The sequence below is a fragment of the Variovorax fucosicus genome (assembly GCF_030316825.1).
Lineage (GTDB): Bacteria > Pseudomonadota > Gammaproteobacteria > Burkholderiales > Burkholderiaceae_C > Variovorax > Variovorax fucosicus.
This window is the reverse complement of record NZ_JASZYU010000001.1, coordinates 2,240,272-2,262,456: the sequence shown is the minus strand read 5'-3', so window position 1 is coordinate 2,262,456 and position 22,185 is coordinate 2,240,272. Positions and strand designations below refer to the sequence as shown.

The 22,185-nt window shown below is 68.1% G+C and carries 17 protein-coding genes; 4 read left to right on the top strand and 13 right to left on the bottom strand.

Going from position 1 to position 22,185, the window contains the following annotated elements:
• Positions 1 to 9: 9 nt before the first annotated feature.
• The gene (locus QTI05_RS10785; RefSeq protein ID WP_286624372.1) at positions 10 to 1,632 is read left to right on the top strand and encodes an MFS transporter; all 1,623 of its coding nucleotides are present in this window, start codon (positions 10 to 12) and stop codon (positions 1,630 to 1,632) included.
• On the opposite strand, the gene otnI is transcribed toward QTI05_RS10785, so the two are convergent.
• The 4 genes from otnI to ltnD are packed head-to-tail and all read right to left on the bottom strand — an operon-like array spanning position 1,629 to position 5,300.
• Positions 1,629 to 2,435 carry a 2-oxo-tetronate isomerase gene (gene otnI / locus QTI05_RS10780; protein ID WP_286624370.1) on the bottom strand — a complete coding sequence of 269 codons (807 nt, stop codon included), beginning with the start codon at positions 2,433 to 2,435 and terminating at the stop codon, positions 1,629 to 1,631. The two genes, QTI05_RS10785 and otnI, sit on opposite strands and share 4 nt — an antisense overlap.
• Before the next feature lie 11 nt (positions 2,436 to 2,446).
• The gene (locus QTI05_RS10775; RefSeq protein WP_286624368.1) at positions 2,447 to 3,112 is read right to left on the bottom strand and encodes a class II aldolase/adducin family protein; all 666 of its coding nucleotides are present in this window, start codon (positions 3,110 to 3,112) and stop codon (positions 2,447 to 2,449) included.
• Positions 3,109 to 4,377 (bottom strand): 3-oxo-tetronate kinase, encoded by a 1,269-nt coding sequence (gene otnK / locus QTI05_RS10770; protein WP_286624366.1) that lies wholly within the window; start codon positions 4,375 to 4,377, stop codon positions 3,109 to 3,111. The genes QTI05_RS10775 and otnK overlap by 4 nt, the downstream gene beginning before the upstream one ends.
• Positions 4,374 to 5,300, bottom strand: a complete 927-nt coding sequence (gene ltnD / locus QTI05_RS10765; protein WP_353505948.1) for an L-threonate dehydrogenase — start codon at positions 5,298 to 5,300, stop codon at positions 4,374 to 4,376. Before ltnD ends, otnK begins: the two co-directional genes overlap by 4 nt.
• A 79-nt stretch (positions 5,301 to 5,379) precedes the next feature.
• Between ltnD and QTI05_RS10760 the strand changes: the two genes are divergently transcribed.
• Entirely contained in the window at positions 5,380 to 7,770 is a 2,391-nt protein-coding gene (locus tag QTI05_RS10760) for a PhoX family protein (protein ID WP_286540168.1), read from the top strand.
• Positions 7,771 to 7,807: 37 nt separating this feature from the next.
• Here QTI05_RS10760 and QTI05_RS10755 read toward each other — a convergent pair whose 3' ends face one another.
• The 5 genes from QTI05_RS10755 to mltA form a co-directional block, all read right to left on the bottom strand.
• Positions 7,808 to 9,268 carry a glycosyltransferase family 87 protein gene (locus tag QTI05_RS10755; RefSeq protein ID WP_286624363.1) on the bottom strand — a complete coding sequence of 487 codons (1,461 nt, stop codon included), beginning with the start codon at positions 9,266 to 9,268 and terminating at the stop codon, positions 7,808 to 7,810.
• A gap of 100 nt (positions 9,269 to 9,368) precedes the next feature.
• The gene (locus QTI05_RS10750) at positions 9,369 to 10,616 is read right to left on the bottom strand and encodes a hypothetical protein (RefSeq protein WP_286624361.1); all 1,248 of its coding nucleotides are present in this window, start codon (positions 10,614 to 10,616) and stop codon (positions 9,369 to 9,371) included.
• A 6-nt stretch (positions 10,617 to 10,622) separates the two neighbouring features.
• Positions 10,623 to 12,044 (bottom strand): UbiA family prenyltransferase, encoded by a 1,422-nt coding sequence (locus tag QTI05_RS10745; RefSeq protein ID WP_286624359.1) that lies wholly within the window; start codon positions 12,042 to 12,044, stop codon positions 10,623 to 10,625.
• Positions 12,045 to 12,100: 56 nt separating this feature from the next.
• Entirely contained in the window at positions 12,101 to 12,475 is a 375-nt protein-coding gene (locus QTI05_RS10740; protein WP_286540173.1) for an SMR family transporter, read from the bottom strand.
• Between the two features lie 58 nt (positions 12,476 to 12,533).
• Positions 12,534 to 13,670, bottom strand: coding sequence for a murein transglycosylase A (mltA, locus tag QTI05_RS10735; RefSeq protein ID WP_286624357.1), 1,137 nt, complete (start codon positions 13,668 to 13,670; stop codon positions 12,534 to 12,536).
• On the opposite strand from mltA, the gene QTI05_RS10730 reads away from it, so the two are divergent.
• Complete coding sequence (locus tag QTI05_RS10730; protein WP_286624355.1) at positions 13,669 to 13,815, top strand: hypothetical protein; 147 nt, start codon at positions 13,669 to 13,671, stop codon at positions 13,813 to 13,815. The genes mltA and QTI05_RS10730 overlap by 2 nt on opposite strands.
• Positions 13,816 to 13,933: 118 nt before the next feature.
• A complete protein-coding gene (locus QTI05_RS10725) occupies positions 13,934 to 14,590 on the top strand; it encodes a YiaD family glycine zipper/OmpA-like lipoprotein (protein WP_286624354.1) in 657 nt (218 codons plus the stop codon).
• A gap of 19 nt (positions 14,591 to 14,609) precedes the next feature.
• On the opposite strand, the gene QTI05_RS10720 is transcribed toward QTI05_RS10725, so the two are convergent.
• From QTI05_RS10720 to QTI05_RS10705, 4 genes are read right to left on the bottom strand one after another with little or no spacing between them, the layout of a single operon-like run.
• A complete protein-coding gene (locus QTI05_RS10720; protein ID WP_286540178.1) occupies positions 14,610 to 15,245 on the bottom strand; it encodes a response regulator transcription factor in 636 nt (211 codons plus the stop codon).
• Between the two features lie 4 nt (positions 15,246 to 15,249).
• Positions 15,250 to 17,337: a sensor histidine kinase gene (locus QTI05_RS10715; protein WP_444812880.1), complete on the bottom strand. Its 2,088-nt coding sequence runs from the start codon at positions 17,335 to 17,337 to the stop codon at positions 15,250 to 15,252.
• Position 17,338: 1 nt separating this feature from the next.
• The gene (locus QTI05_RS10710) at positions 17,339 to 18,154 is read right to left on the bottom strand and encodes a carbon-nitrogen hydrolase family protein (RefSeq protein ID WP_286540179.1); all 816 of its coding nucleotides are present in this window, start codon (positions 18,152 to 18,154) and stop codon (positions 17,339 to 17,341) included.
• Between the two features lie 8 nt (positions 18,155 to 18,162).
• Positions 18,163 to 22,185 (bottom strand): YhdP family protein, encoded by a 4,023-nt coding sequence (locus QTI05_RS10705; protein ID WP_286624352.1) that lies wholly within the window; start codon positions 22,183 to 22,185, stop codon positions 18,163 to 18,165.

Genomic DNA, 22,185 nt, shown 5'->3' with positions numbered 1-22,185 from the left:
TCGGGGCAGATGCCACCGATATCCCCCGAGGAGACACCCCTGCCGCCCCTGCGCCCCGAGCCCGCGCGCATCGGGGCGCTCACGCCGCTCAAGCTGCCGGTGTTCCGCATGCTGTGGAGCACCTGGCTGATCGCCAACATCTGCATGTGGATGAACGACGTGGCGGCAGCGTGGATGATGACCACGTTGACCACCACGCCGATCTGGGTGGCGCTGGTGCAGTCGGCCTCCACGCTGCCGGTGTTCCTGCTCGGCCTGCCGAGCGGCGCGCTGGCCGACATCCTGGACCGGCGCCGCTGGCTGGTGGCCACGCAGTTCTGGCTGGCGGGCGTCGCGATCGTGCTGTGCGCCGCGGTGGCGCTCGACGTGATGAGTGCGCCGCTGCTACTCGCGCTCACCTTCGCCAACGGCATCGGCTTGGCGCTGCGCTGGCCGGTGTTCTCGGCCATCGTGCCGGAGCTGGTGCCGCGCATCCAGCTGCCGGCCGCGCTCGGGCTCAACGGCATTGCGATGAACGCCTCGCGCATCATCGGCCCGCTGGTGGCCGGCGCGCTGATCGCGAGTGCCGGCACCGTGTGGGTGTTCGTGCTCAATGCGGTGATGTCGGTCGCTTCGGGCTTCATCGTGCTGCGCTGGCGGCGAGAGCACACGCCCAATCCGCTGGGCCGCGAGAAGCTCATCAGCGCGATGCGCGTGGGCGTGCAGTTCGTGCGGCAGTCGCAGCGCATGCGCGCGGTGCTGACGCGCATCTCGATCTTCTTTTTTCACTCGACGGCGCTGCTCGCGCTGCTGCCCTTGCTGGCGCGGGGCCTGCAGGGCGGCGACGCCGGCACCTTCACGCTGCTGCTGGCCGCGATGGGCGCCGGCGCGATCGTCGCGGTGCTGTTTCTGCCGCGGCTGCGCCAGGCCTACGAGCGCGACCAGCTGGTGCTGCGCGGCACCATGGTGCAGTCGCTCGCCACGGCCGTGATGGCCTTCGCGCCCAACGTCTGGGTCGCGGTGCCGGCCATGCTGTTCGGCGGCGCGGCCTGGATCACGGTGGCCAATTCGCTGGCCGTATCGGCGCAGCTCGCGCTGCCCGACTGGGTGCGCGCGCGCGGCATGTCGATGTACCAGATGGCGATCATGGGCGCGACCGCGGTCGGCGCTGCGATCTGGGGCCAGGTCGCGACCGTGAGCACGCTGCAACTGAGCCTCAGCATCGCAGCCGCGAGCGGCACGCTGCTGATGCTGATGGCGCTGCGCTATGTGCTCGACCACGGCACCGACGACGACGTGAGCCCGGCCCAGGTCGGCTGGAGCACCGTGCCGACCCACAAGGTGCCTGACGACGGGCGCATCGTGATCAATGTCGAGTACCTGATCGACCCGGCGCGCGCGGCCTCCTTCCACCTCGTCATGCACCAGACCCGGCGCACGCGCCTGAGCGAAGGCGCGATCGGCTGGGAGTTGCTGCACGACATCACGCAGCCCGAGCGCTATGTGGAGCAGATCGTCGACGCGTCGTGGACGGAGCACCTGCGGCGCTTCAACCGCGCCACCGCGGCCGACCTGGCGCTGCGCGAGCGCCGGCTGGCGTTTCACATGGGCGAAGACCCGCCGGTGGTGACGCGCTACGTTGTGCAGCGCTAGACGCGGCGCAGCCAGCCGAGCCCGTCGGACGTTCCCTGCGGCACCGCGCCGCGAGCCGGCCGGTACTCGCAGCCGATCCAGCCGTCCCACTGTCCCGCGGCCATGAGTTCGTCGATCACCCGGAACAGGTAGTCGTGGTTGAGTTCGCCGATGTCGGGTTCGTGCCGCTCGGGCACGCCGGCGATCTGCAGATGGCCTACGCGGCCGGTCGGCAGGTACTTGCGCAGCTTCATCGCGACGTCGCCCTCGACGATCTGGCAGTGGTACAGATCCATCTGCACCTTCAGGTTGGGCGCGCCGACCGCTTCGAGGATCTGGTGGGCATGGTCTTGCCGGTTCAGGAAGAAGCGCGGAATGTCGCGCGTGTTGATCGGTTCGATCAGCAGGTCGCGCCCCACCTTGGCAGCCTGCTCGGCGGCCCAGCGCAGGTTGTCGACGTAGACCGGTTGTACGTCCTCGCGCAGCGTGTCCTCGGCAACCAGTCCGGCCATGATGTGCACGCGCGGGCAATCGAGCGCCGCCGCATAGTCGAGCGCCTTCAGCACGCCTTCGCGAAACTCGGCCTCGCGGCCCGGCAGGCTCGCGAGGCCGCGCTCGCCGCCGTCCCAGTTGCCGGGCGGGCCATTGAACAGCACCTGCTGCAGTCCGTTGGCCTGCAGGCGTGCCGCGAGCTCCTGAGGCGCGTACGCATACGGGAACAGGTATTCGACCGCGCGAAAGCCGTCTTTGGCTGCAGCCTCGAAGCGGTCGAGAAAATCGAGCTCCGGATAGAGCATCGACAGGTTGGCGGCAAAGCGGGGCATTTCAAAAACTCCTACCAGCGCGCGCCGAAAGTGCGGCGCAGTTCATCGATCTCGGCGGCGCCCAGCGGCGCGGGTTTGGCGTTGCCCAGCAACCAGAGCTTCGCCGTTTCTTCCAGTTCTTCCAGCGTGGCCATCGCGGCGGCCGGCGTGTCGTGCCACACGTTGGGCCCGAGTCGCTGTAGCATCACGGCGCGGATCGGCGTGCCCTGTGCGCCGTAGCGCTCGATCGCCTGCGCCACCTGTTCGGCCGCCTCGGGCGCACCGGGCCGGTGGTAGTCGATCACCGGAACATGGCCGACCTTCATCACGAAGTAGGGCGTGAGTGCGGGCAGCAGCTCCGGCGACTTCGACGGCGCCAGCGTGAGGGCAACGCAGTGCGTGGAATGCGTGTGGATCACGCAACGGGTGGCCGCATCGAAGCGGGTCGCCGCCGCATAGATGCAGGCATGCAGCGCGATCGTCTTGCTCGCGCGGTCGCCACCGGTCTGCTGCAAGTTGGCATCGAGCCGCGCGAGCCGCGCAGGATCCAGCAAGCCCAGGCAGGCATCGGTCGGCGTGATCAGGAAACCATCGTCCAGCCGCACGCTGATGTTGCCGGCCGTGGCGTGCACGTAGCCGCGCGCGAACAGGCTCGCGCCAATGCGGCAGATTTCTTCGCGGGCTTCGCTTTCCGTCATTCGAGGACTGTAAAGGCCTTGGTGAAGAAGTCCTCGGTGCCGAAGTTGCCAGACTTGAGCGTGATGTGCAGGCCGGCGCCGCCGGCGGCTTCGGCCTTGGCATGGCACCACGGCACGCCCGGATCGATCTGCGGCCCGATCTGCAACTGCGCGATGCCGAGCGCCTGCACGCAGGCGCCCGAGGTTTCGCCGCCGGCCACGATGAGCTGGCGCACGCCCTGCTCGACCAGCCCGCGCGCAATGGCCGCGACGCAGCGCTCGACCATGGCGCCGGCCGCTTCGACGCCGAGTTGCCCCTGCACCGATTTCACGGCGCCGGCTTCGGCCGTGGAGTACACCAGCAGCGGCCCCGATGCCAGCAACGGCGCGGCCCATGCCAATGCGTCGGCCACCACATCGTCGCCGGCCGCAAGGCGCAGCGGATCGATCGGGAAGGCCGGTCGGCCCGCTGCGATGAAGTGGGCCACCTGCTGGTTGGTGGCCAGCGAACAACTGCCCGACACGACGGCCAGCAGACCGCCGGCAGCCGGCAGCGCGCTTGCTTGCGGCGACGGCGCCAGCCCGAAGTTGGCCGGCAGCGCGATGGCCACGCCAGAGCCCGCCGTGAGCAGCGGCATGTCGGCCAGCGCGGGGCCGAGCCGCAAAAGGTCGTCGTTCGACACCGCGTCGACCACCGCGATGCCGACGCCTTCCACCTTGAGTTGCGCGATGCGCTCGCGCACCGCGTCGGCACCGCGCGCCACCGCCTTGTGGTCGATCAGCCCGACCTTGCGGCGGCACTGGGCCTGCAGCACGCGCACCAGGTTCGCGTCTGTCATCGGCGTGAGCGGATGGTCTTTCATGCCGCTTTCGCTCAGCAGCAGGTCGCCCACGAACAGGTAGCCCTTGAACACCGTTCGCCCGTTGTCGGGGAAGGCCGGCGTGGCAATGGTGAAGTCGCAGCCGATGGCGTCCATCAGCGCCTCGGTCACCGGGCCGATGTTGCCGCGCGGCGTGCTGTCGAAGGTGGAGCAGTACTTGAAGTAGACCTGCTGCACGCCCTGAGCGAGCAGCCAGCGCCAGGCGTCGAGCGACTGGTCGACGGCCTCGACCGGTGCGATGGTGCGCGACTTGAGCGCGACCACCACCGCATCCACATCGGCATCGAGCGGCGCACCCGGCACGCCGATGGTCTGCACCACGCGCATGCCCGCGCGCACCAGGTTGTTGGCGAGGTCGGTCGCGCCGGTGAAGTCGTCTGCGATGCAGCCAAGAACCAGGCTCATGGCGCCGCCTTCTTCGGGAGCTCGATGCCCGGAAAGATCTTGATCACCGCGCTGTCGTCTTCCTTCGCGAAGCCGGCCGTCGAGGCCTGCATGAACATCTGGTGCGCGGTGGACGAGAGCGGCAGCGGAAACTTGCTGGCGCGCGCCATGTCGAGCACCAGCCCGAGATCCTTCACGAAGATGTCGACGGCCGACAGCGGCGTGTAGTCGGCGGCCAGTACATGCGCCATGCGGTTCTCGAACATCCAGCTGTTGCCCGCGCTGTGGGTGATGACCTCGTACAGCGCGGCCGGATCGACCCCCTCGCGCAAACCCAGCGCCATGGCCTCCGCCGCGGCCGCGATGTGCACGCCGGCCAGCAACTGGTTGATGACCTTGACCTTGCTGCCCGCGCCGGCCTTGTCGCCGAGCCGGTAGACCTTGGCGGCCATCGCGTCGAGCACCGCGTCGGCCTTCGCGTAGGCTTCGGGCCGCGCGGCGGTCATCATCGTCATCTCGCCGCTCGCGGCCTTGGCCGCACCGCCGGAGATCGGTGCATCGACATAAAGAATGCCCTGCTGCGCCAGGCGCGATTCGAATGCGATCGACACGTGCGGGTCGACGGTGGAACACATCACGAACACGCTGCCTGGCTTCATCGTCGCGGCCAGCCCATCGGCGCCGAACAGCACGCTCTCGGTTTGCGCCGCGTTGACGACGACCGACACGACGACGTCGCAGCGCGCGCCCAGCTCGGCCAGCGTGGCGCAGGCGTGACCGCCCTCGCGCACAAAGGCGTTGACCGCGTCGGGTCGCACGTCGAAAACATGCAGGTCGTGGCCGGCACGCCGCAGCGACTGCGCCATGCCGCTGCCCATGGCGCCGAGGCCGATCAATCCGGTGGCGAAAGTCATTCTGGTTGTCCCCTTCTTATCGATCCGCATGATCCCCCAAGAATGCCACGAAGCCGTCATGTCGCGCCGATAAGGTCAGGTTCCCCTCAGTGAAGCACCAAAACAAACCATGACCGACGCGCATCTCGTTGCACCCCACATCGATCCTGACGACCTCGACAACAACCCCACTTCGAACACCAGCCTGAACGAAGTCATCGCCACGCGCATGCATCGGCGGCATCTGCTGCGCGGGGGCGTCAGTGCGCTGGCAGCCGCCTCGCTCGGCCCGCTGGCACTGAGCGCCTGTGGCGGCGGAGGCGGTGGGAGCGGCGCCTTCCCGATCGTTCCGGCCCCGGCACCGCCGGTCGCGGCGCCCCCTCCGGCACCGGTTCCGGCGCCGCCGGCCGGCCCGTCGCTCGGCTTCTCGGCCGTGAATAAGAGCCTGGCCGACAGCATCGTGGTGCCGGCCGGCTACACCGCCACCGTGATCTACGCCACCGGCGACTCGATCGACCCGGCTGTGAGCGACTACAAGAACGACGGAACCGACGACAACTTCGGCCGCCGCTCGGGCGACCAGCACGACGGCATGCACTACTTCGGCCTGACTGCCGACGGCAAGCCCACGCTCACCAGCAACGACCGCGCGCTGATGTGCATCAACCACGAGGCCATCAACGGCACCGTGCCGTTCATGCACCCCGCCGGCCAGACCAACCCGACCGGCGTGCGGCCCGAAGCCGAGGCGCTGAAGGAAGTCGAAGCGCACGGCGCGTCGGTGGTCGAAATCGCCAAGAGCGCAGGCAAGTTCGCCACGGTGAAGGCCTCGACCTTCAATCGCCGCGTCACGCCGCGCACGCCGATGGTGTTCGGCGGCCCGGCCAGGGGGTCGGCGCTGCTGAAGACGCTGTACTCCACGGACGGCACGGCCACGCGCGGCATGATCGGCAACTGCGCCAGCGGCTACACGCCTTGGGGCACGTACCTCACCTGCGAAGAGAACTTCGCCGGCTTCTTCACCCGCGGCGCCACGGACGACAGCCTGCGCAGTGCCAAGGAACTCACGGCGTTCCTGCGCATCGGCCTGAAGCAGAACGTCACCGGCGGCCAGCGCTGGTCGACCGTGGTGCCGGCCGATCCAGCCAGCACCGAATACCAGCGCTGGAACGCGAGCGTGACCGGCGTGTCGACCGACGGCACCGACGATTTCCGCAACACGCACAACACCTTCGGCTGGGTGGTGGAAATCGACCCGTACAACCCGACGTCGACGCCGGTCAAGCACACCGGCCTCGGCCGCTTCGCGCACGAAGGCGCGTGGCCGAGCAACCCGGTGGTGGGCAAGCCGCTGGCTTTCTACATGGGTGACGATTCGCGCAGCGAGTACGTCTACAAGTATGTGTCGAAGGCAACCTGGGTCGCGGCCGATGCCAACCCGGCGGATCGCCTCGCCACCGGCGCCAAATACCTCGACGACGGCACGCTCTACGCAGCGAAGTTCAATGCCGACGGCAGCGGCACCTGGCTCAAGCTCGACCTGACCAACACCGCCATCTCGGGCAGCACGGTCTACGCGTTTGCCGATCTGGCGGACGTGCTGGTGAACGCTCGCCTGGCGGCCGATGCGGCCGGCGCGACCAAATGCGACCGCCCCGAATGGACGGCCGTGAACCCGCTGAATGGCGAGATCTACATCACCATGACGGAGAACCCGGATCGCGGCAACGTCGGCACCCTGAGCAGCAACAACGTGCCCAACCCCGACGTGGAGCCGGCCTTCCCGCGTTACTGGCTCGACAACAAGGGCATCACGGCGCAGAACGCCGCCGCCCAGGCCAACAAGGGCGACGTGAACGGCCAGGTGATGCGCATCCGCGAAACCGGCAACGATGCCTCGGCCACCACTTTCAACTGGGACATCTACCTGTTCGGCAGCCAGGCCAAGGCCGATGCCGGGCTCGACGACGTGAACTACCAGAAGAACGTGAACCTGTCGGGCCTGTCGGACTTCAACGACCTGTCCAAGCCCGACGGCTGCTGGTTCTCGCGCGCGAGCGGCATCCTCTGGATCGAGACCGACGACAACGCCTACTACGACGTCACCAACTGCATGCTGCTGGCGGCGATCCCGGGCAGCTACGGCGACGGCGGCAAGATCGACGTGGTGAACCAGGCCAACGGCAAGCCCGGCGTTGCAGGCACCGGGCCAGTCACCGTGAGCACCTATGCCGGCAAGAAGATGACCGACACGATCTTCAAGCGCTTTCTCACGGCGCCCAAGGGTGCGGAAGTGACCGGCCTGGCCGAGTCGCCAGACGGCAAGGCGCTGTTCATCAACATCCAGCACCCGGGTGAAAACACGGTGGCAGCCAACATCGGCGATCCGAGCAAGTACGAAAGCCACTTCCCCGGCAGCGGCGCCGGCGTGGCGGCTTACGGCCCCGGCGGGGCGACTGCACGGCCGCGTTCGTCGACCGTGATGATCACGAAGAACGACGGCGGGATCGTCGGGCTTTGATTCGGCGCCAATGAAGCGATCGTTGCGGTGACCGACGTCACTGCAGCGACGCTTCCGCAGCTGATCGCGGTTGCGGCTCGCCGGCATGAGCACCGGGCGCCGCGGGTCGCTCCTGCGAACTCAGCCTGCACAGCAACGCCAGCATCATCAGCGCGCCGAAAAACAGGTAGGACTGCAGGAAATTGAAGCGCGTGCCGGCGAACAGGTTGGTCGCGGTATTGAACGACTGGCTCGTGAGCACGAAGGTGCCCCACAGGATCGGCAGCGTCCACCGGCCCCACGGCCGCCGTTGCAGTGCAGCCGGGAACACCACTGCAAAAATCGGGAAAAGCACGCCGTAGTGGTGGTCCCAGGCGATCGGCGACGCGATGGTCAGTGCGAGCATGATGAGTGCCAGGTCGAGGGTGCCGGGGCGCTTGGTCACGTTCCAGAGCATGGCCAATCCGAGAACCAGGATCGACGACACGAGCGTCGCTGCGTACACCACCGGATGGAACGGCGGAAAGTCCGTGCCGGACCACACCAGCCCCGCGCCCTGCAGGTTGACGCCGTTGAAGAGCAGGCGGTTCATGAGCCCGTTGACGGACTGGTTGATGAAATAGCTCTCGCCGTGGCGGCCCAGGAACGACACCACCGAGACATAGTCGAGCATGTTGCCGAGCCCGTACATGGCGGTGGCGATCAGGAGAAACACGCCGGTGGTCAGTGTTGCCGACACGGCGAAGACCCACTGCCGCCGCAGCAGCGCCCAGAGGATGACGATGGCCCACTGCGGCTTGATGACACAGCACAGGGCGATCAGCACGCCGGCGAGCTTCGGATTGCCGCGCTGCCATGCCAGCAGCGCCAACGCCGCAGCCAGCGTCATCGAGGTCTGGATCTGGCCGTGAAACTCGGAGCGCGAGATCGGGTAGAACAAGATCACGCTCACGAAACACAGGCCCATCAGGAACGCGGTTGACTGCAGCGGCAGGCGGCTGTCCGGATTCGACGGCTGCGCAGCGCCCATGAAGAGCTTGAAGAACACCACGCCGATCACCGGAACGCAGAGTCGCGACAGGATCTGCAGCGCCGTCACGACCGTCGCGCCATCGACCCGGAACAGCGCCATCGGCACGTCGAGCACCAGCAGGGCAGTGAGCGGGTACTGGAACTTCACATGCTGCTCGAAAAACACGGCGGGGAACACGGGGATGTCGGGATGCATGCGCAGGTGTTCCGACGCGCGCAGCATCGGCATCCATGAGTCGGTCCCCGCGTGCGCCGAAAAGAGCCAGCGGGCATAGCCCAGGGCGCTTTCGATACCAGGCGCATCGACCAGCACCATGACCGCGGAACTCGCCGCCATGCTGCTCAGCAGGAAGCACACCCACGTGCGCCAGTACGACTCGACTGCGGAGGCTGCCGACGAGCGGGGCCAACCCGGAATGCCAGGTCGAAATCGCCAGACGAGACACAGCAGCACGACGGACAGGCCAACCAGAATCGACATCTTCATGCAGCAGCCTCAAAACAGAACGGATTGAAAAAACATCTGAGCATGTGCAAGACCCGTGCGGACGTTCGATTGCGCAACGCGCTGCGGCAGCAGGTCATCGCTAGAACGCGTGAAGTTCAGATGCAGCCGAAAGCGCAGCGGGGGCGCGTTGCACCAGCTGACGGGCCGCCGTCGCGAAGACTGCCGTGTTGTTGACTGCCGCGAAGCCCGCGGCCGCGAGCGCCAAAGCGGGAGCAAGGCGGCCCAGCGGCGAACGCTGCGCGAACACCGCCAACGCCAGGAGCATCGGCAGGAAGTGCGCGGCATAGAGAAAGGTCTCCTCGCCGTAGAAGAAATGCATCAGTGCGTGGATGCCGAGGGTCAGCCCAAGCACCATGGCAAAGCCGCGCCAGCGCGATGCCGATGCCAGACCCCAGACACCTGCCAGCAGCAACAGGCTCCACAGCGCAAGCGCGATGGCCCCGGCCCAGCTGCCCGATGCCGGGGTGCTCAATTGCACCGTCAGAAAATTCAGCCCGGGTGCGGGCTGGAGCTGGGTCAGTACCCCGGGCACGCTGACCGGTGACCAGAAGATCGCCGCCAGCTTGTCGAACAGCGAGCCGGCCCGCGAGAGATTCACATAGTCCAGCTCTTCGCTGCTGCCGAGAAAGAAGAGCTTGGCGAAGCTGTAGTAGCTGCGCTGCACCACCGCCAGGACGGCCACCACCGCAAAGGCGATGGCGCTGATCCGGACGGCGCGGCGCCAGGGTCGCTGCGAGATCGCCAGTGCCAGGCCGGCGATCCAGTTGGTGACGGTGATGCTCAGGCTCGCCGCGCTGGCGATCGTCAGCAGGCGGTCGCTCACCGGTCGATGCACCGCAAGCGCCGCGGTCAGCAACACCAGCAGCAAGCTCAATGAACCGAATGCGTAGGTTTCCGGCACCGAGAACCAGAACTGGAAGCCGGCGCTGCCGATGGCCAGCGCCGAAAAGCACGCAGCCGCGATGCGGCCGGAACCCAGCAAACGGCACAGCGCGTAGAAGCCGGCCACCCACAGCAACCCGCACCCCCACACCACGCGCATCGCGGCCTGGAGATCGCTTCCCGGCCACAGCGCCCGCAGACCGGCAACCAGTGGATGGATCGTGATCGATGCGATCGGGTGAACCTTGGTCCGGTAGTGGTTGCTGCTGGCGTCCACCATGTTGCGCAGCGCACGCGACAGGTCAGCCTGAAACCATGCGTCGTTGCCGTCCGGGGTGTACAGCGCCCCCGGCAGCCGGGACGACAGCGTCGCGAGCACGAACAGCGCCACGCTGCCCAGCGTCACCGCGATGAGCGCATCGAATGCCAGACTCCTGCGCCTCATCCGCCCTCAGCCCGCGAGCCACAACGCCGCGGCGCCGATGCACACGGCCACGCGACTGACCCAGTCGCGTGCAGCGAACACCACCGGGTCGTCGTGAAGCACGCCACGCACCGCCTTGAGCCAGATGCGAATGATCCAGAAAAGGAACACCGGGATCAGCATCCACAGGTAGGCCGGGTGGGCGTAACGCGCCATCATGTCCTGGTTGTTGATGTAGAGGCTCAACAGCAGCGCGGACATCTGCCCGGCGCTGATGCCTGCGCACAGCACGAAGGTTGCGTCGGTGACGTAGTAGCCGCGATCGTTCTTCTCGGTCGTCACCTTGCTGTGCGGGCCGGTGAGCTCCACATAGCGCTTGGCGAGAGCCAGGCTCAGGAAGATGAACAACGAGAAGGAAAGGATCCAGAACGACAGCGGCAACCCGGTCGCCGTTGCGCCGGCGGCGAGCCGGATGGTGTACAGACCGGCCAGCGCGAAGACATCGACCACCGCGCGCCGCTTCAGGAACACCGAGTAGGCGGTGGTCAGCGCCATGTAGAGCAGGAGGACGCCGACGAACTCCCACGGCAACAAAGCCACCGAAAGCGCCAGCGACACCGCGCCGAGCGATGCCGAGATCAACAGCCCCTGCCCGACCGGAATCTCGCCGGACGCGAACGGTCGCCGGTACTTGCGGTGATGGCGCCGGTCGGATGCCAGATCGAGCAGATCGTTGAAGACGTAGATGCCCGACGCCATCAGGCCGAAAACCAGGAAGGCCAGGGCGGCGTCGACCAGGATGTCGGCCGTGAGATCGTGCAGCACAGGCATCAGGGGCAGAAAGATCAGCAGGTTCTTCAGCCACTGGTGCAATCGGATGCCATAAAGATAGCGCCCGAACGGCGCCGCTGCCGGCTCGATCACCGCCTCGGTGCGCGTGTTCAGGCCCGCCTCCCGCGCGAGCCCGCGCGATCGACTCACGACCACTGCGGCGCCTGAGCCGCGCCAGACGGGCATGTCGGCAGCGCGGTCGCCCGCATAGGCGAAGGCTGCGCCGCCCGCGTCGGCCTGAATCGCCGCGAGCTTGTGCACGCCGCCGAGGTTGCGCGCGCCATCCGAGGCGATCACCGCGTCGAACAGCCCGAGGTGGGCCGCCACCTGCTTGGCGAACTTGGCGTCGCTGGCTGTGGCCAGCACGATCCGTCGCCCGGCAGCGCGCGCTTCGCGCAGGTGCTGCAGCACCTGCGGCCGATACGGCAGGGTGGTGACATCGATCTCGACGCGCTGTGCCACCTCGCGCTTGAGAACTGCCTTGCCCCGCAACAGCCAGCCCGGCAATTGCAGCAACGACAGGGGTTCGGTGCGAACCAGTTGCAGCAGCGATTCATGCAACAGATCGGTGGCGATCAGCGTGCCGTCAAGATCCACGTACAACGGCAATGACGCCATGACTTACCTTATCCCCGATTGCTCAGCGGCGTCGGTCTGCGTGCAACAATGAAATTTCAACTTCTGCCTAACACGACGACCCCGATCAGGATGATGGCAATGCCAATAATCCTGCCGGCGCTCAATGACTCCCCGAACAGCTGCCACGCGAGCAATGCAGCGATGACGTAACCCATCGACAGCATCGGATAGGCGATGGTGACGTCGACTCTCGTCAATGCCACGATCCAGAGCGCTGCGCTTACAAAGTAACACACCAGCCCGACTCCGATCCAAGGCTGGGTGGCCGCGCCCCATGCAGCCTGGACCAGTGACGCCGTGCTGCCCATCGACACTGCGCCCAACGACCTTGCGCCCGCCTTCAACATCAGCTGTGCTGCAGAGTTCAGCAACACGCCGGCGAAGATGATGGAAAAAGTGCTCAGGTTCATGGATGCTTTCACAAAGGTGGTACGCAAGCACCGTGCCGCACCCAGTTCACGGGATCGCTCATTTCGGCCACAGCGCCCACAGGCGCAGCGGCTGGTTCACGGCTGCTGCGAGCCGGCCGGCGTCATTGCCGGTGCCGGCGAAGTAGTCGGCGCGCACGGCGCCGGTGATGGCCTTGCCGGTGTCCTGCGCGACCACCAGCTTTTGCAGTTGCACGGTCGGGCCGCTGGAGGCGAGCCAGACCGGCGTGCCGTAGGGGATGCTGTCGCGGTCGACCGCGATCGAGCGCCCGGCGGTGAGCGGTACGCCTTGCGCACCACGCGGGCCGGCCGAGGCATCGACTTCGTTCAGCGCCTCTTCGCGGAAGAACACATAGCGCGGGTTGCTCCACAAGAGTTGCGGCAGGCGCTGCGGATTCTGCACGGCCCAGTCCTTGACGTCGTCGGGCCAGCGGCCGGCACGCACACCCTGCCCGGTGAGCCATTGCTGGATGCTGCGGTAGGGCTGGTCGTTGGTGGCCGAGAAAGCCACCCGCACGGTGCGCTGCACGCCATCGGCCTCGACGATGCGCAGGCGCCCCGAGCCCTGGATGTGCAGCATCATGGCGTCGATCGGATCGGCAAGCCAGGCGATCTCGCGGCCGCGCAGCGCGGCCTGGGCTTCGGGCAAGGTCTCGATCTGCTGGCGCGTGAACCAGGGCTTGCGCGCCGCGATGCCGTCGGGCGCGCGGTACAGCGGCACGCTGAACTGCGCACTCGGCCGGCGCGCGGCGTCGTACACCGGCTCGTAGTAGCTGGTCAGCTGGCCTTCGCTCTGGCCCGTGAGCGATTCGATGCGGTAGGGCTGCAGCCGATCGGTCATCCACTGACGCTGTGCCTCACCGTCGGCGATGGCGAGGCGGCGCACGTCCTGGCACAGCGGCGCAAAGGCCGCGTTGGGCCGCGCGCAGTTCGACACCAGCGCCACCCAGCCTTCGTGCAACGGGTCGGCACCGAAGCCCGGCAGCTCCGACCAGCCCACCGGCACCCAGCGGCTCTTGGGGTGCGTGAGCGAGCCGGTGAGCGGGCCGAGCGGTGGCGGTTCGCCGACCCCCGGCACCTCAGGTACCGTGGGCGTGCGCGGCCCGAAGGAGCAGCCTGCCGCCAATGCCACTACGATCGCGGGCACGGCAAGCCGCCACAGGAGTCCTTTGTTCATGGGTCTGATTTTGCTTGAAGCCCTTGGGGCCGGATTGGTACTGGTGCTGATCGTGTGGTGGACGATGTTCTCGGGCCGCAAGCGCGGCGAGGTCGACCATGGCGATGACGCCGACGAAAGCGGGCCGCCGAAAGAGCGCGACTGACGCCTTGTAAGGCATCGCCGCATGAGGGCGTCATCCGGTAACGCGAAGGAGCTCAGCTCGCCCGAACGGCGCTTTGGCGTCCCGATAATCGCAGGCCACATCGTCGAAAGGGACTGCCATGAAAAAACTCGTTCTCTCCTCCTGCGCCCTCGCCGTGCTGCTGACCGGCTGCGCCGGTGTCAGCGACACGCAGCGCAACACCGGCATCGGTGCCGGCGTGGGCGCACTGGCCGGCGCGGCCATCGGCTCCGCTACCGGCGGCAATCGCGGCGCCATCGGCACCGGTGCGGTAGTGGGTGCTGCCGCTGGCGCACTCGGCGGCTACCTCTGGTCGCAGCGCATGGAAGCGCAGAAGCGCCAGATGGAACAGGCCACGCAGGGCACCGGCATCGCCGTGTCGCAAACCGCGAACAACGAACTCAAGCTCGCGATCCCGAGCGACGCCTCGTTCGACGTGGGTCGCGCCGCGATCAAACCCAACTTTGCGGCCGTGCTCGATCAGTTCTCCACCGGCCTGCGCAACAACGGCAACGCCGAAGTACGGATCATCGGCCACACCGACAGCACCGGTACCGATGCGATCAACAACCCGCTGTCGGTCGAACGTGCCGCCAGCACGCGCGACTACCTGATCTCGCGCGGCGTGCGTTCCACGGCCTTCCAGATCGACGGCCGCGGCTCGCGCGAGCCCGTTGCCGACAACAACAGCGATGCCGGCCGCGCGCATAACCGCCGTGTCGAGATCTTCGTGGGCGAGCGCCCGCCGCAAGGCTGACGGTTGGCAGGGCTGACGGCTAGATGCCGCGCAGAAGGTTGGCAAGTTCGACGGCGGACTTGACTTCCATCTTCTCGAACACGCGGGCGCGGTGCACTTCCACCGTGCGAACACTGATGGCGAGCTGATCCGCGATCAGCTTGTTCGGCAGGCCCTCGACCACCAGCCGCATCACGTCGCGTTCGCGCTCGGTGAGTTCGGTCATGCGGTTCGTCAGGCGCAGGCGCTCGCGCTGGCGCTCGATGGCGCGCAGCGACGCACCGAGCGCCTGCTCGATGCGATCCACCAGCGCGTTGTCGGAGAACGGCTTCTCGCAGAAGTCGAAGGCACCGCGCTTGACCAGGTCGACCGCCGTCGGCACGTCGGCATGGCCGGTGAGAAAGATCACCGGCATGGCTTCGAGCAGCCCGCGCGCGGCAAGTCGGTCGAACAGCACCAGTCCGCTGGTGCCGGGCATGCGCACATCGAGCAGCAGACAACGCGGCTGCACCGGCGCGTCGATCGAATGATCGTGGGCAAGGCGTTCCTCGAAGGCCTCGGCATTCTCGAAATGTTCGCTCATCAGGCGCCGCGAGCGCAGCAGCCAGGCCAGCGCCTCGCGCACGCTGGCGTCGTCGTCGACGATGAAGATCAGGGCATCGATCAGGGGTTGCATCGGTTCAGGGCGAAGTGGATTCGGTGACCAGCGGCAGCGGCGCCGTGGGCACCGCCGCCAGCAGGGTGAAACGGAAAATGGTGCCGCGCGGGCGGTTCGGCTCGAACAGCAGCGCGCCGCCGTGCTGCTCGACCACGGTGCGGCACAGGCTCAGGCCCAGGCCCATGCCGTCGCTGCGCGTGGTGAAGAAAGGCGTGAACAGGCGCTTTGCGACCTCGTCGCTGATGCCGCTGCCGATGTCGGCCACCGAGAACTCGAGCCAGCGGCGTGCTTCGCCGGCGCTGTCGACGCTGCTGCTGTTGCTGCCGCCGCCTCGCGCCGCGCGAATCAGCAGCACGCGTTCATCGATGCCGGCCACGTCCATCGCCTGCATGGCGTTGCGCGCCAGGTTCAGCAGCACCTGCTCGACCAGCGTGCGATCGCACAGCACCTGCGGCAGGTCGCGCTCCAGCACGATGTCGATGCGCACACCGAGCTTGCGTGCCTGCAACTGCACCAGCGGCAGCACGGCATCGATCAGGGCGCGGGGCGAGACCGCCTCGCGCGTGCGGTCGCGCCGGCGCACGAAGTCGTGCACGCTGCGGATCACCTGGCCGGCGCGCTCGGCCTGTTCGCCGATGCGGCGCAGTGCCATGGCGAGCTCCGCGGGCGCGCCGTCGGGCTCGCCATCGAGCAGGTTGAGCGAGCCGGTGGCATAGCTCGCGATCGCGGCCAGCGGTTGCGTGAGTTCATGGCTCAGCAGCGAGGCCATTTCGCCGACGGTGGCCAGCCGCGCGCTGGCCTGCAGCCGTTCCTGGCTGGCACGCGACAGTTCTTCGACACGGCGCTGCTCGCTGACGTCGATGAACGCGCTCATCCAGCCGGTCTGGACGCGCTGCGCATTGAGCAGCGGGGCCTCGAAGATCAGCACCGGAAAGCGCGTGCCGTTCTTGCGCATGTAGACCGACTCGAAGCCTTCGCGCGGGGGCATGCCACCCGCCAGCCGCAAGGTCTGGCGCTGCTGGTACTCGTGCACGAGTTCGGTTGGCCAGTAGGGCGCATCGGGACGGCCGATCAGTTCATCGAGACTGAAGCCGACCATCGCGCAGAAGGCAGGGTTGGCGTAGGTGATGCGGCCCTGCAGGTCGCGCGCGCGCAGGCCGGTGATGACCGAGTCTTCCATTGCCTTGCGAAACGCCAGCGTGTCGGCCAGCTCGCGCTCTGCCCTGAGCCGGCGCCGCGTGTCGCGCGCCAGCAGGATCAGCACGGAAATCAGCGCGATCGATACGCCCGTCACCAGCCCGGTCAGCAGGTTCGGGAACAGATCGGGCTCGGCGCGCCAGCCGTCCACCCGCAGCATCAGCGTGACGCCGGGCAGGTCGATCAGTTGCTGCGACGTGAAGATCCGGTTGCCGCCGCGGCGCGGCGCACCCACCGTGGCCAGGCGGGTGCCGTCGGGCTCGGCAAAGGCCACCTCCTGACCGCGCCGCAGGCTCGGGCCGACCAGTTCGATCAGGGTTTCGCGCATGGCGTAGCTCGCGATCAGGTAGTCGCCGGCTTCGCTCGGCAGGCAGATCTCCATCACCTCCACGCCGGTGCCGCTGCCGACCGGCACGTAGTGGCTCGGCGAATAGGCCGCGCCACCGAGCTTGCTTGCGGCCGCGCAGGCCAGCGCAATGTCGGATCGGCTCGCCTCGCGCGTGGCCTCGTCGAACAGCCGAACGCGGTACGGCGAGTCGGCAGCCGCCCGCAACTGCAGTTGCGGATCGCGCCATTCGAGCCGGACCCATTCGCGGTGCGCACGCAGCAATGCCGTGGCCTCGTCCTCCGGCCAGCGCACGCGGCCGCGGGTATCGGTCATCAGTGCGTTGAGGCTTTGCGCGTTGCGCTGCAGGCCGCCGCGCAACTCGGCCACGGCGTCGGAGGTGTCACGGTCGAGCGCGGCCTGCACCTGGTCGGCCTCGTGCCGGCCCGCGAGCCAGACCACCGTGCCGAGCAGGACCATCACCAGCAGCGCCAGCAGCACCCAGAGAAACCAGCGCTGCCAGAGCGAGCGCAGTCGCGCAACGGCCTGTCGGGCCGGCACGATCGGTTGCTGCGGCAGGGCGGCCACGTCAGAGCACGCGGTGCGACAGCGCGGGGAGCTGGCGCCGCGTCGCTTCAATCTGCGCGGCGTCGATATCGCACAGCACCACGCCCTCGCCGCTGGCCTGCTGCGCGGCGATCACGCCCCACGGGTCGACCACCATCGACTGACCCCAGGTGCGGCGGCCGTTCTCGTGCGTGCCGCCCTGCGCCGGTGCCATCACCCAGGCCAGGTTCTCGATCGCACGGGTGCGCAGCAGCAACTCCCAGTGGGCCGAGCCGGTGGTGTGGGTGAACGCGCTCGGCACCAGCAGCAGTTCGGCGCCTTGGGCGGCCAGCGCCCGGTACAGCTCGGGAAAGCGCAGGTCGTAGCAGACGCTCATGCCGACGCGCCACAGGTGACCGTCGCGCGAGGGCAGCTCGAACAGCACCGGCTGCGTGCCCGGCGTGATGACGCGGCGCTCGTCGTAGTGCTCGCTGCCGTTGTCGTAGCGGAACAGGTGGATCTTGTCGTAGCGCGCCACGCAGTCGCCGGCGGGAGAGAAGGCCAGCGAACTGTTGAAGACATGCTGGTCTTCCGGGCTTTCCATCGGCAAGGTGCCGCCGACGACCCAGAGGCCGAATTCGCGTGCGGCGTCGGCCAGAAAGCCCTGCACCCGGCCGTCGCCCGGGCGTTCGCGCAGTGCGAGCTTGTCGGTGTCGCGCCGTCCCATCACGCAGAAGTACTCGGGCAGCACGGCCAGTTCGGCACCGGCCGCCGCCGCCTCGCCAAGCAACACATGGGCGCGCGCCAGATTGGCTTCGCGTTCGACCGACGACACCATCTGCAGGGCTGCAACTTTCATGGTTTTCCTTAAGGTATCAGCTTGCGCGGCACCTTGGTGATCTTGGGGTCGGCCCAGGTGCCGTCGATCTGGAACTCCTGCGTGGCGGCGGCGGAGAGCGGCCGGCTCAGTGCCGCCTGCGCCAGGAAGGTGGCGAGCCCGATCGCCGGGTTGATCGCCGTGGCGACCAGCGCCGCCGTGCCGGCACTGATCTCAGGCACCACCACCACGTGCAGCGACTGGGTTTCGCGCGCGATATCGGCGTTGCCTTCCATCAGCACGGCGGCGTTGACGCCCTTCATCTGCAGGTTGTTGGTGGAGGCCACGCCGCCCGCGATCTTCGCGTCGCCGCGCAGGAAGTCGAACTGGAAGCCCTGGCTGAAGATGTCGCGGAAATCGAGTGTGAGCCGACGCGGCAGCGCCTGCAGGCTCAGCACGCCGAGCAGCTTGGCCAGGCCGGGGTCGGCCTTGAGGAATTGCCCGGACTCCACGTCGACGTGCAGTTGCCCGCCCAGGCTCGGGTAGTCGAGCGAAAAGGGCGAGCCGCGCCAGTCCACCTCGCCCTCGAGCCGGCCGCGGCCACGCCGCACCACGTCCTTCATGTTGAAGCGGCCGAGCAGCGCACCGGCATCGCTCATGTCGAGCTTGAAGCTCATCGTCATGCGGCGCGCCTCGCCGCGGGCGCGCGACGCGGCCCAGCTGCCCTGGGCGGTGAATGTCCCCTCCGGTGTCGTGAAGTTGAGCTTGTTGAGCCGCCACTCGCGCCCGGCCCCACCGACGTTGACCGCACTGATCTCGGCGCGGCCGAGCCGGCGGCCGAGCAGCTCGAAATCGTCGACCACGATGTCGAGCGCGGGCAGGGTGTCGGATTTCTCGTCCAGCAGCGATTCGACCTCGGGCGCCTCGCTCGGCGCGATCCGCAGCCGCGCCAACCGCGCATAGAGCCGGCCGTCCTGCGACTGGCGGTACTCGACATAGCCGCTGAGATCGTTGGCGTCGATGTTGCCGCGCCAGAGCGTGCCCTCGCGACTGCCGCCGAGCACCACGTTCTGCAGCTTGCGGCCGGCCACGACCAGTTCCTGCGCGCGCAGCGCGATGGAGGTGGGCAAATAGGTCGAGGCTTCGTCGTCCTTGCCCGCCACCGCTACCGCCGCCTCGGGCGCTGCGCCGGCGGCCCCGCCGAACAGCGACTTCCAGGCATCCACATCGACGCGCGCGAGCCGGATGTTGGCCAGCACGCCGCGCGCCGGCAACGCGACCGACTCGCCGCTTTCGAGGCCGACGCCGATGCCACCGGCCAGCACTTTCGACTCGGCGCCGGAGATGTCGCGCAGATAGCGCGCCGACAGCACGCGCCCGATGTCCAGCGAGAGTTCGTCATGCAGCGGTGCGGCGGGGCTGGCACGGGTTGCCAGTTTCTTGGCGAGGCGCAGCGGCATCGCTTCGTCGGCCGCCTTCGCCAGCGGTGCGGGCAACTGCAGCGCCAGGCCCTGCAGGGTGCTGTCCAGCTGGAATTCGGCATTGCCGTCGCGCAGCGAGAACGCGGCCGTGTAGGGCGTGCTGCCGCTCGCGTTCTTCGCGAGCCGGGCGAGCCAGCCGACCTCGCGCGCAGCGCGCAGCCCTTCGGCAGTGGTGGTGCCCTGCGCCTTGAAGCTGAGCTCGCTGCCGGTGCCGGCATAGCGCCCGCGCCCTTCGACCTTGACCTCGCCGCCCGCCAGCCGGGCCTGCACGCCGGCCAGCGCGAAGCCGCTTTCGGTAAAGGTCAGCGTGCCACGCGCCTGGGTGAACGGCGGCGCCTCGGGCACTGGCTGCAGTTCGTTGTCGGCCAGCACCAGGCTTGCCTGCAGCTTGACCTTGTCCATGGCCGCCAGCGGCAGTTCGAGCCGCAGCTTGTAGTCGGCATTGCCGGTGGCGCGGGCGCGCGCAGCGGCCTCGCCGGTGGCGCCGCCAGCGACCGGTGCGGCCACGCGCAGCAGTTCCGCCAGCGGCCCCTTGGCCTGCGCATCGACCTTGAGCAGCGCCGCATGGTGCGACATGTCGGCGATCTCGGCCTCGGCCTTGCTCACCTCGATGCCGGGCGCGCCGACGATACGCCCGCGCGCATTGCGCACCAGCATGCCGGCCCGCTCGAACACCAGCTCGCCCGACAGGCCGGTCAGCGCAGGCCAGTGGGTGCCGGCTGCAGCGCCAGGCACCGGCGGCACGTAGGCATAGGTCACGTCGGCCACCTTGGCGGCGATGCGGAACTCGCCCTGGCGCGGATCCATGAACGGCATGTCGCGCAGGTCGCCGCGCACCTTGAAATCGACCGTGCTCGCAGTGCCCTTGGTCACGCCGTCGCGCACGTAGTCGCGCGTGTGTTTGGGAATCACCAGCGGCAGGTAGCGGAACACGCGGGTGCCGTTGGCCCGCGTGAGCTGGCCCTGGAGATCGAGCACGCCCGGGAACCGCGCGCCCGAGCGCGTGGCCGGGTCGCTGGTGCGCCAGTCGGCCTTGGCTTCGCCCTGTGCATCGGCATTGGAGAAACGCACGCCGGTCACCTGCAGCTGCGCCTTCGGGCCATCGAGCTTCCAGCTCAGCTTGCCCGTGAGCTGGTCGATCGGTACCACGGGCTCCTCGAACACGCCGGGCAGCTCGAGCGCACCCTGCGCGATGCTGACGTCGGCCGTTCCACCGGCGTGGGTTGCGTCGAACGCGATGGTGGCACCGCGCACGCCGGGCGTGCCGACCGGCGCGTCGCCCGGCGAGGCTGCCGGCGCGGTGCCGGGCTGCGAGGCGATGCTGAGTGCGCTGACGCGGCCGCGCGCCTGGTACTGCTCGGGGGCGCCGAGCGGGCCCTGCCAGCTGGTATCGATGCGCTCGACCAACCCGCGCAGGGCATAGGTCGACAGCGCGCGATGGGTGGCCGCGTCCAGCGGCAGCCGGTTGGCGATCACCGCCAGCGCTGCCAGATCGAGCCGGTCGGCCTTGAACACGCCGCGCTCCGGGATGCGGCCCTTGGCCCGCGTACGCTGGAACGACAGGTTGCCACCAGGCCAGCGCAGGCCGTCGACAGTGTCGAACTGCAGGTTGGTGGTCGAGAACTGGAAGCTCTCGTCGCTCACGCTGCCTGCCAGCCGGCCGGTGACGGCGCGCAGCACCAGCGGCTCGAGCTTCTCGCCGAGCACGGCATCGACCCGTGCCAGCGCGAGGTCGAGCGCGCCGCCGCTGATCTGGCCATCGTCCAGGTCGGCCCACACGCGCAATGCGCCATTGCCTTCGCGGATGCGCGCATCGAGTGCCACGTACTGGCCAAGCCGCGTGACGTCGATGTAGGGCAGCTCGGCGTACATCTGGCCATCCCAGGTCTGCCACTTGCCGCTGCGCACCGACAGCAGCGGTTGCCGGAACAGGCCGCGGAAGGTGAAGCGCTGGCCCCAGCCCTCGGGTGGCGTGGCGTCGAGACGCATCGTGTGGCGGCGCGCACTGTTGCGGGCGACGAAGCTCACGTCGCTCAGCAGGATGGGCGGCGTGCCGCGCTGCTCGTCGGTCCAGCGCACGGTCCCGCCTTTGACCGCGAACTCGCGCTGCGAGAAAAACCAGTCGGCCGAACGGGTCTCTCCGCTGGTTTCGGTCGACATGTCGAGCCCGGCCACATGCAGCTTGCCCGCGGCGTCGCGCCGCACGTCGACCTCGGGGCTTTCGACGTAGACCTGTTCGAAGTTGAGGCGCCAGAGCGAGCGCGGCGACACGCTGGCCACCACGCGCGCAAGCTTGAGCGCCTCGCGCTGCTGTGCATCGTGCAGCACCACGTCACGCAGTTCGAAGCTGGGAAAGAGGCTGCCCGATTCCGCCGTGATGGAGCCGATGCGAACCGGCACCCCGATGGCCTTGCTGGCCTGCGCCTCGAGCGCACCACGGTAATCGCCGATTCGCGGCACAATCCAGCCGTGTAGGACAACGACTGACAGCGCGAACAACAACCACGCGGCGATCAGCAAACCCAGTATCCAGCGCGCCGTGACAGCGGTGATTCTGAGCAGACGTGAGGGAGAAGACGTCGTGTCGTTCAT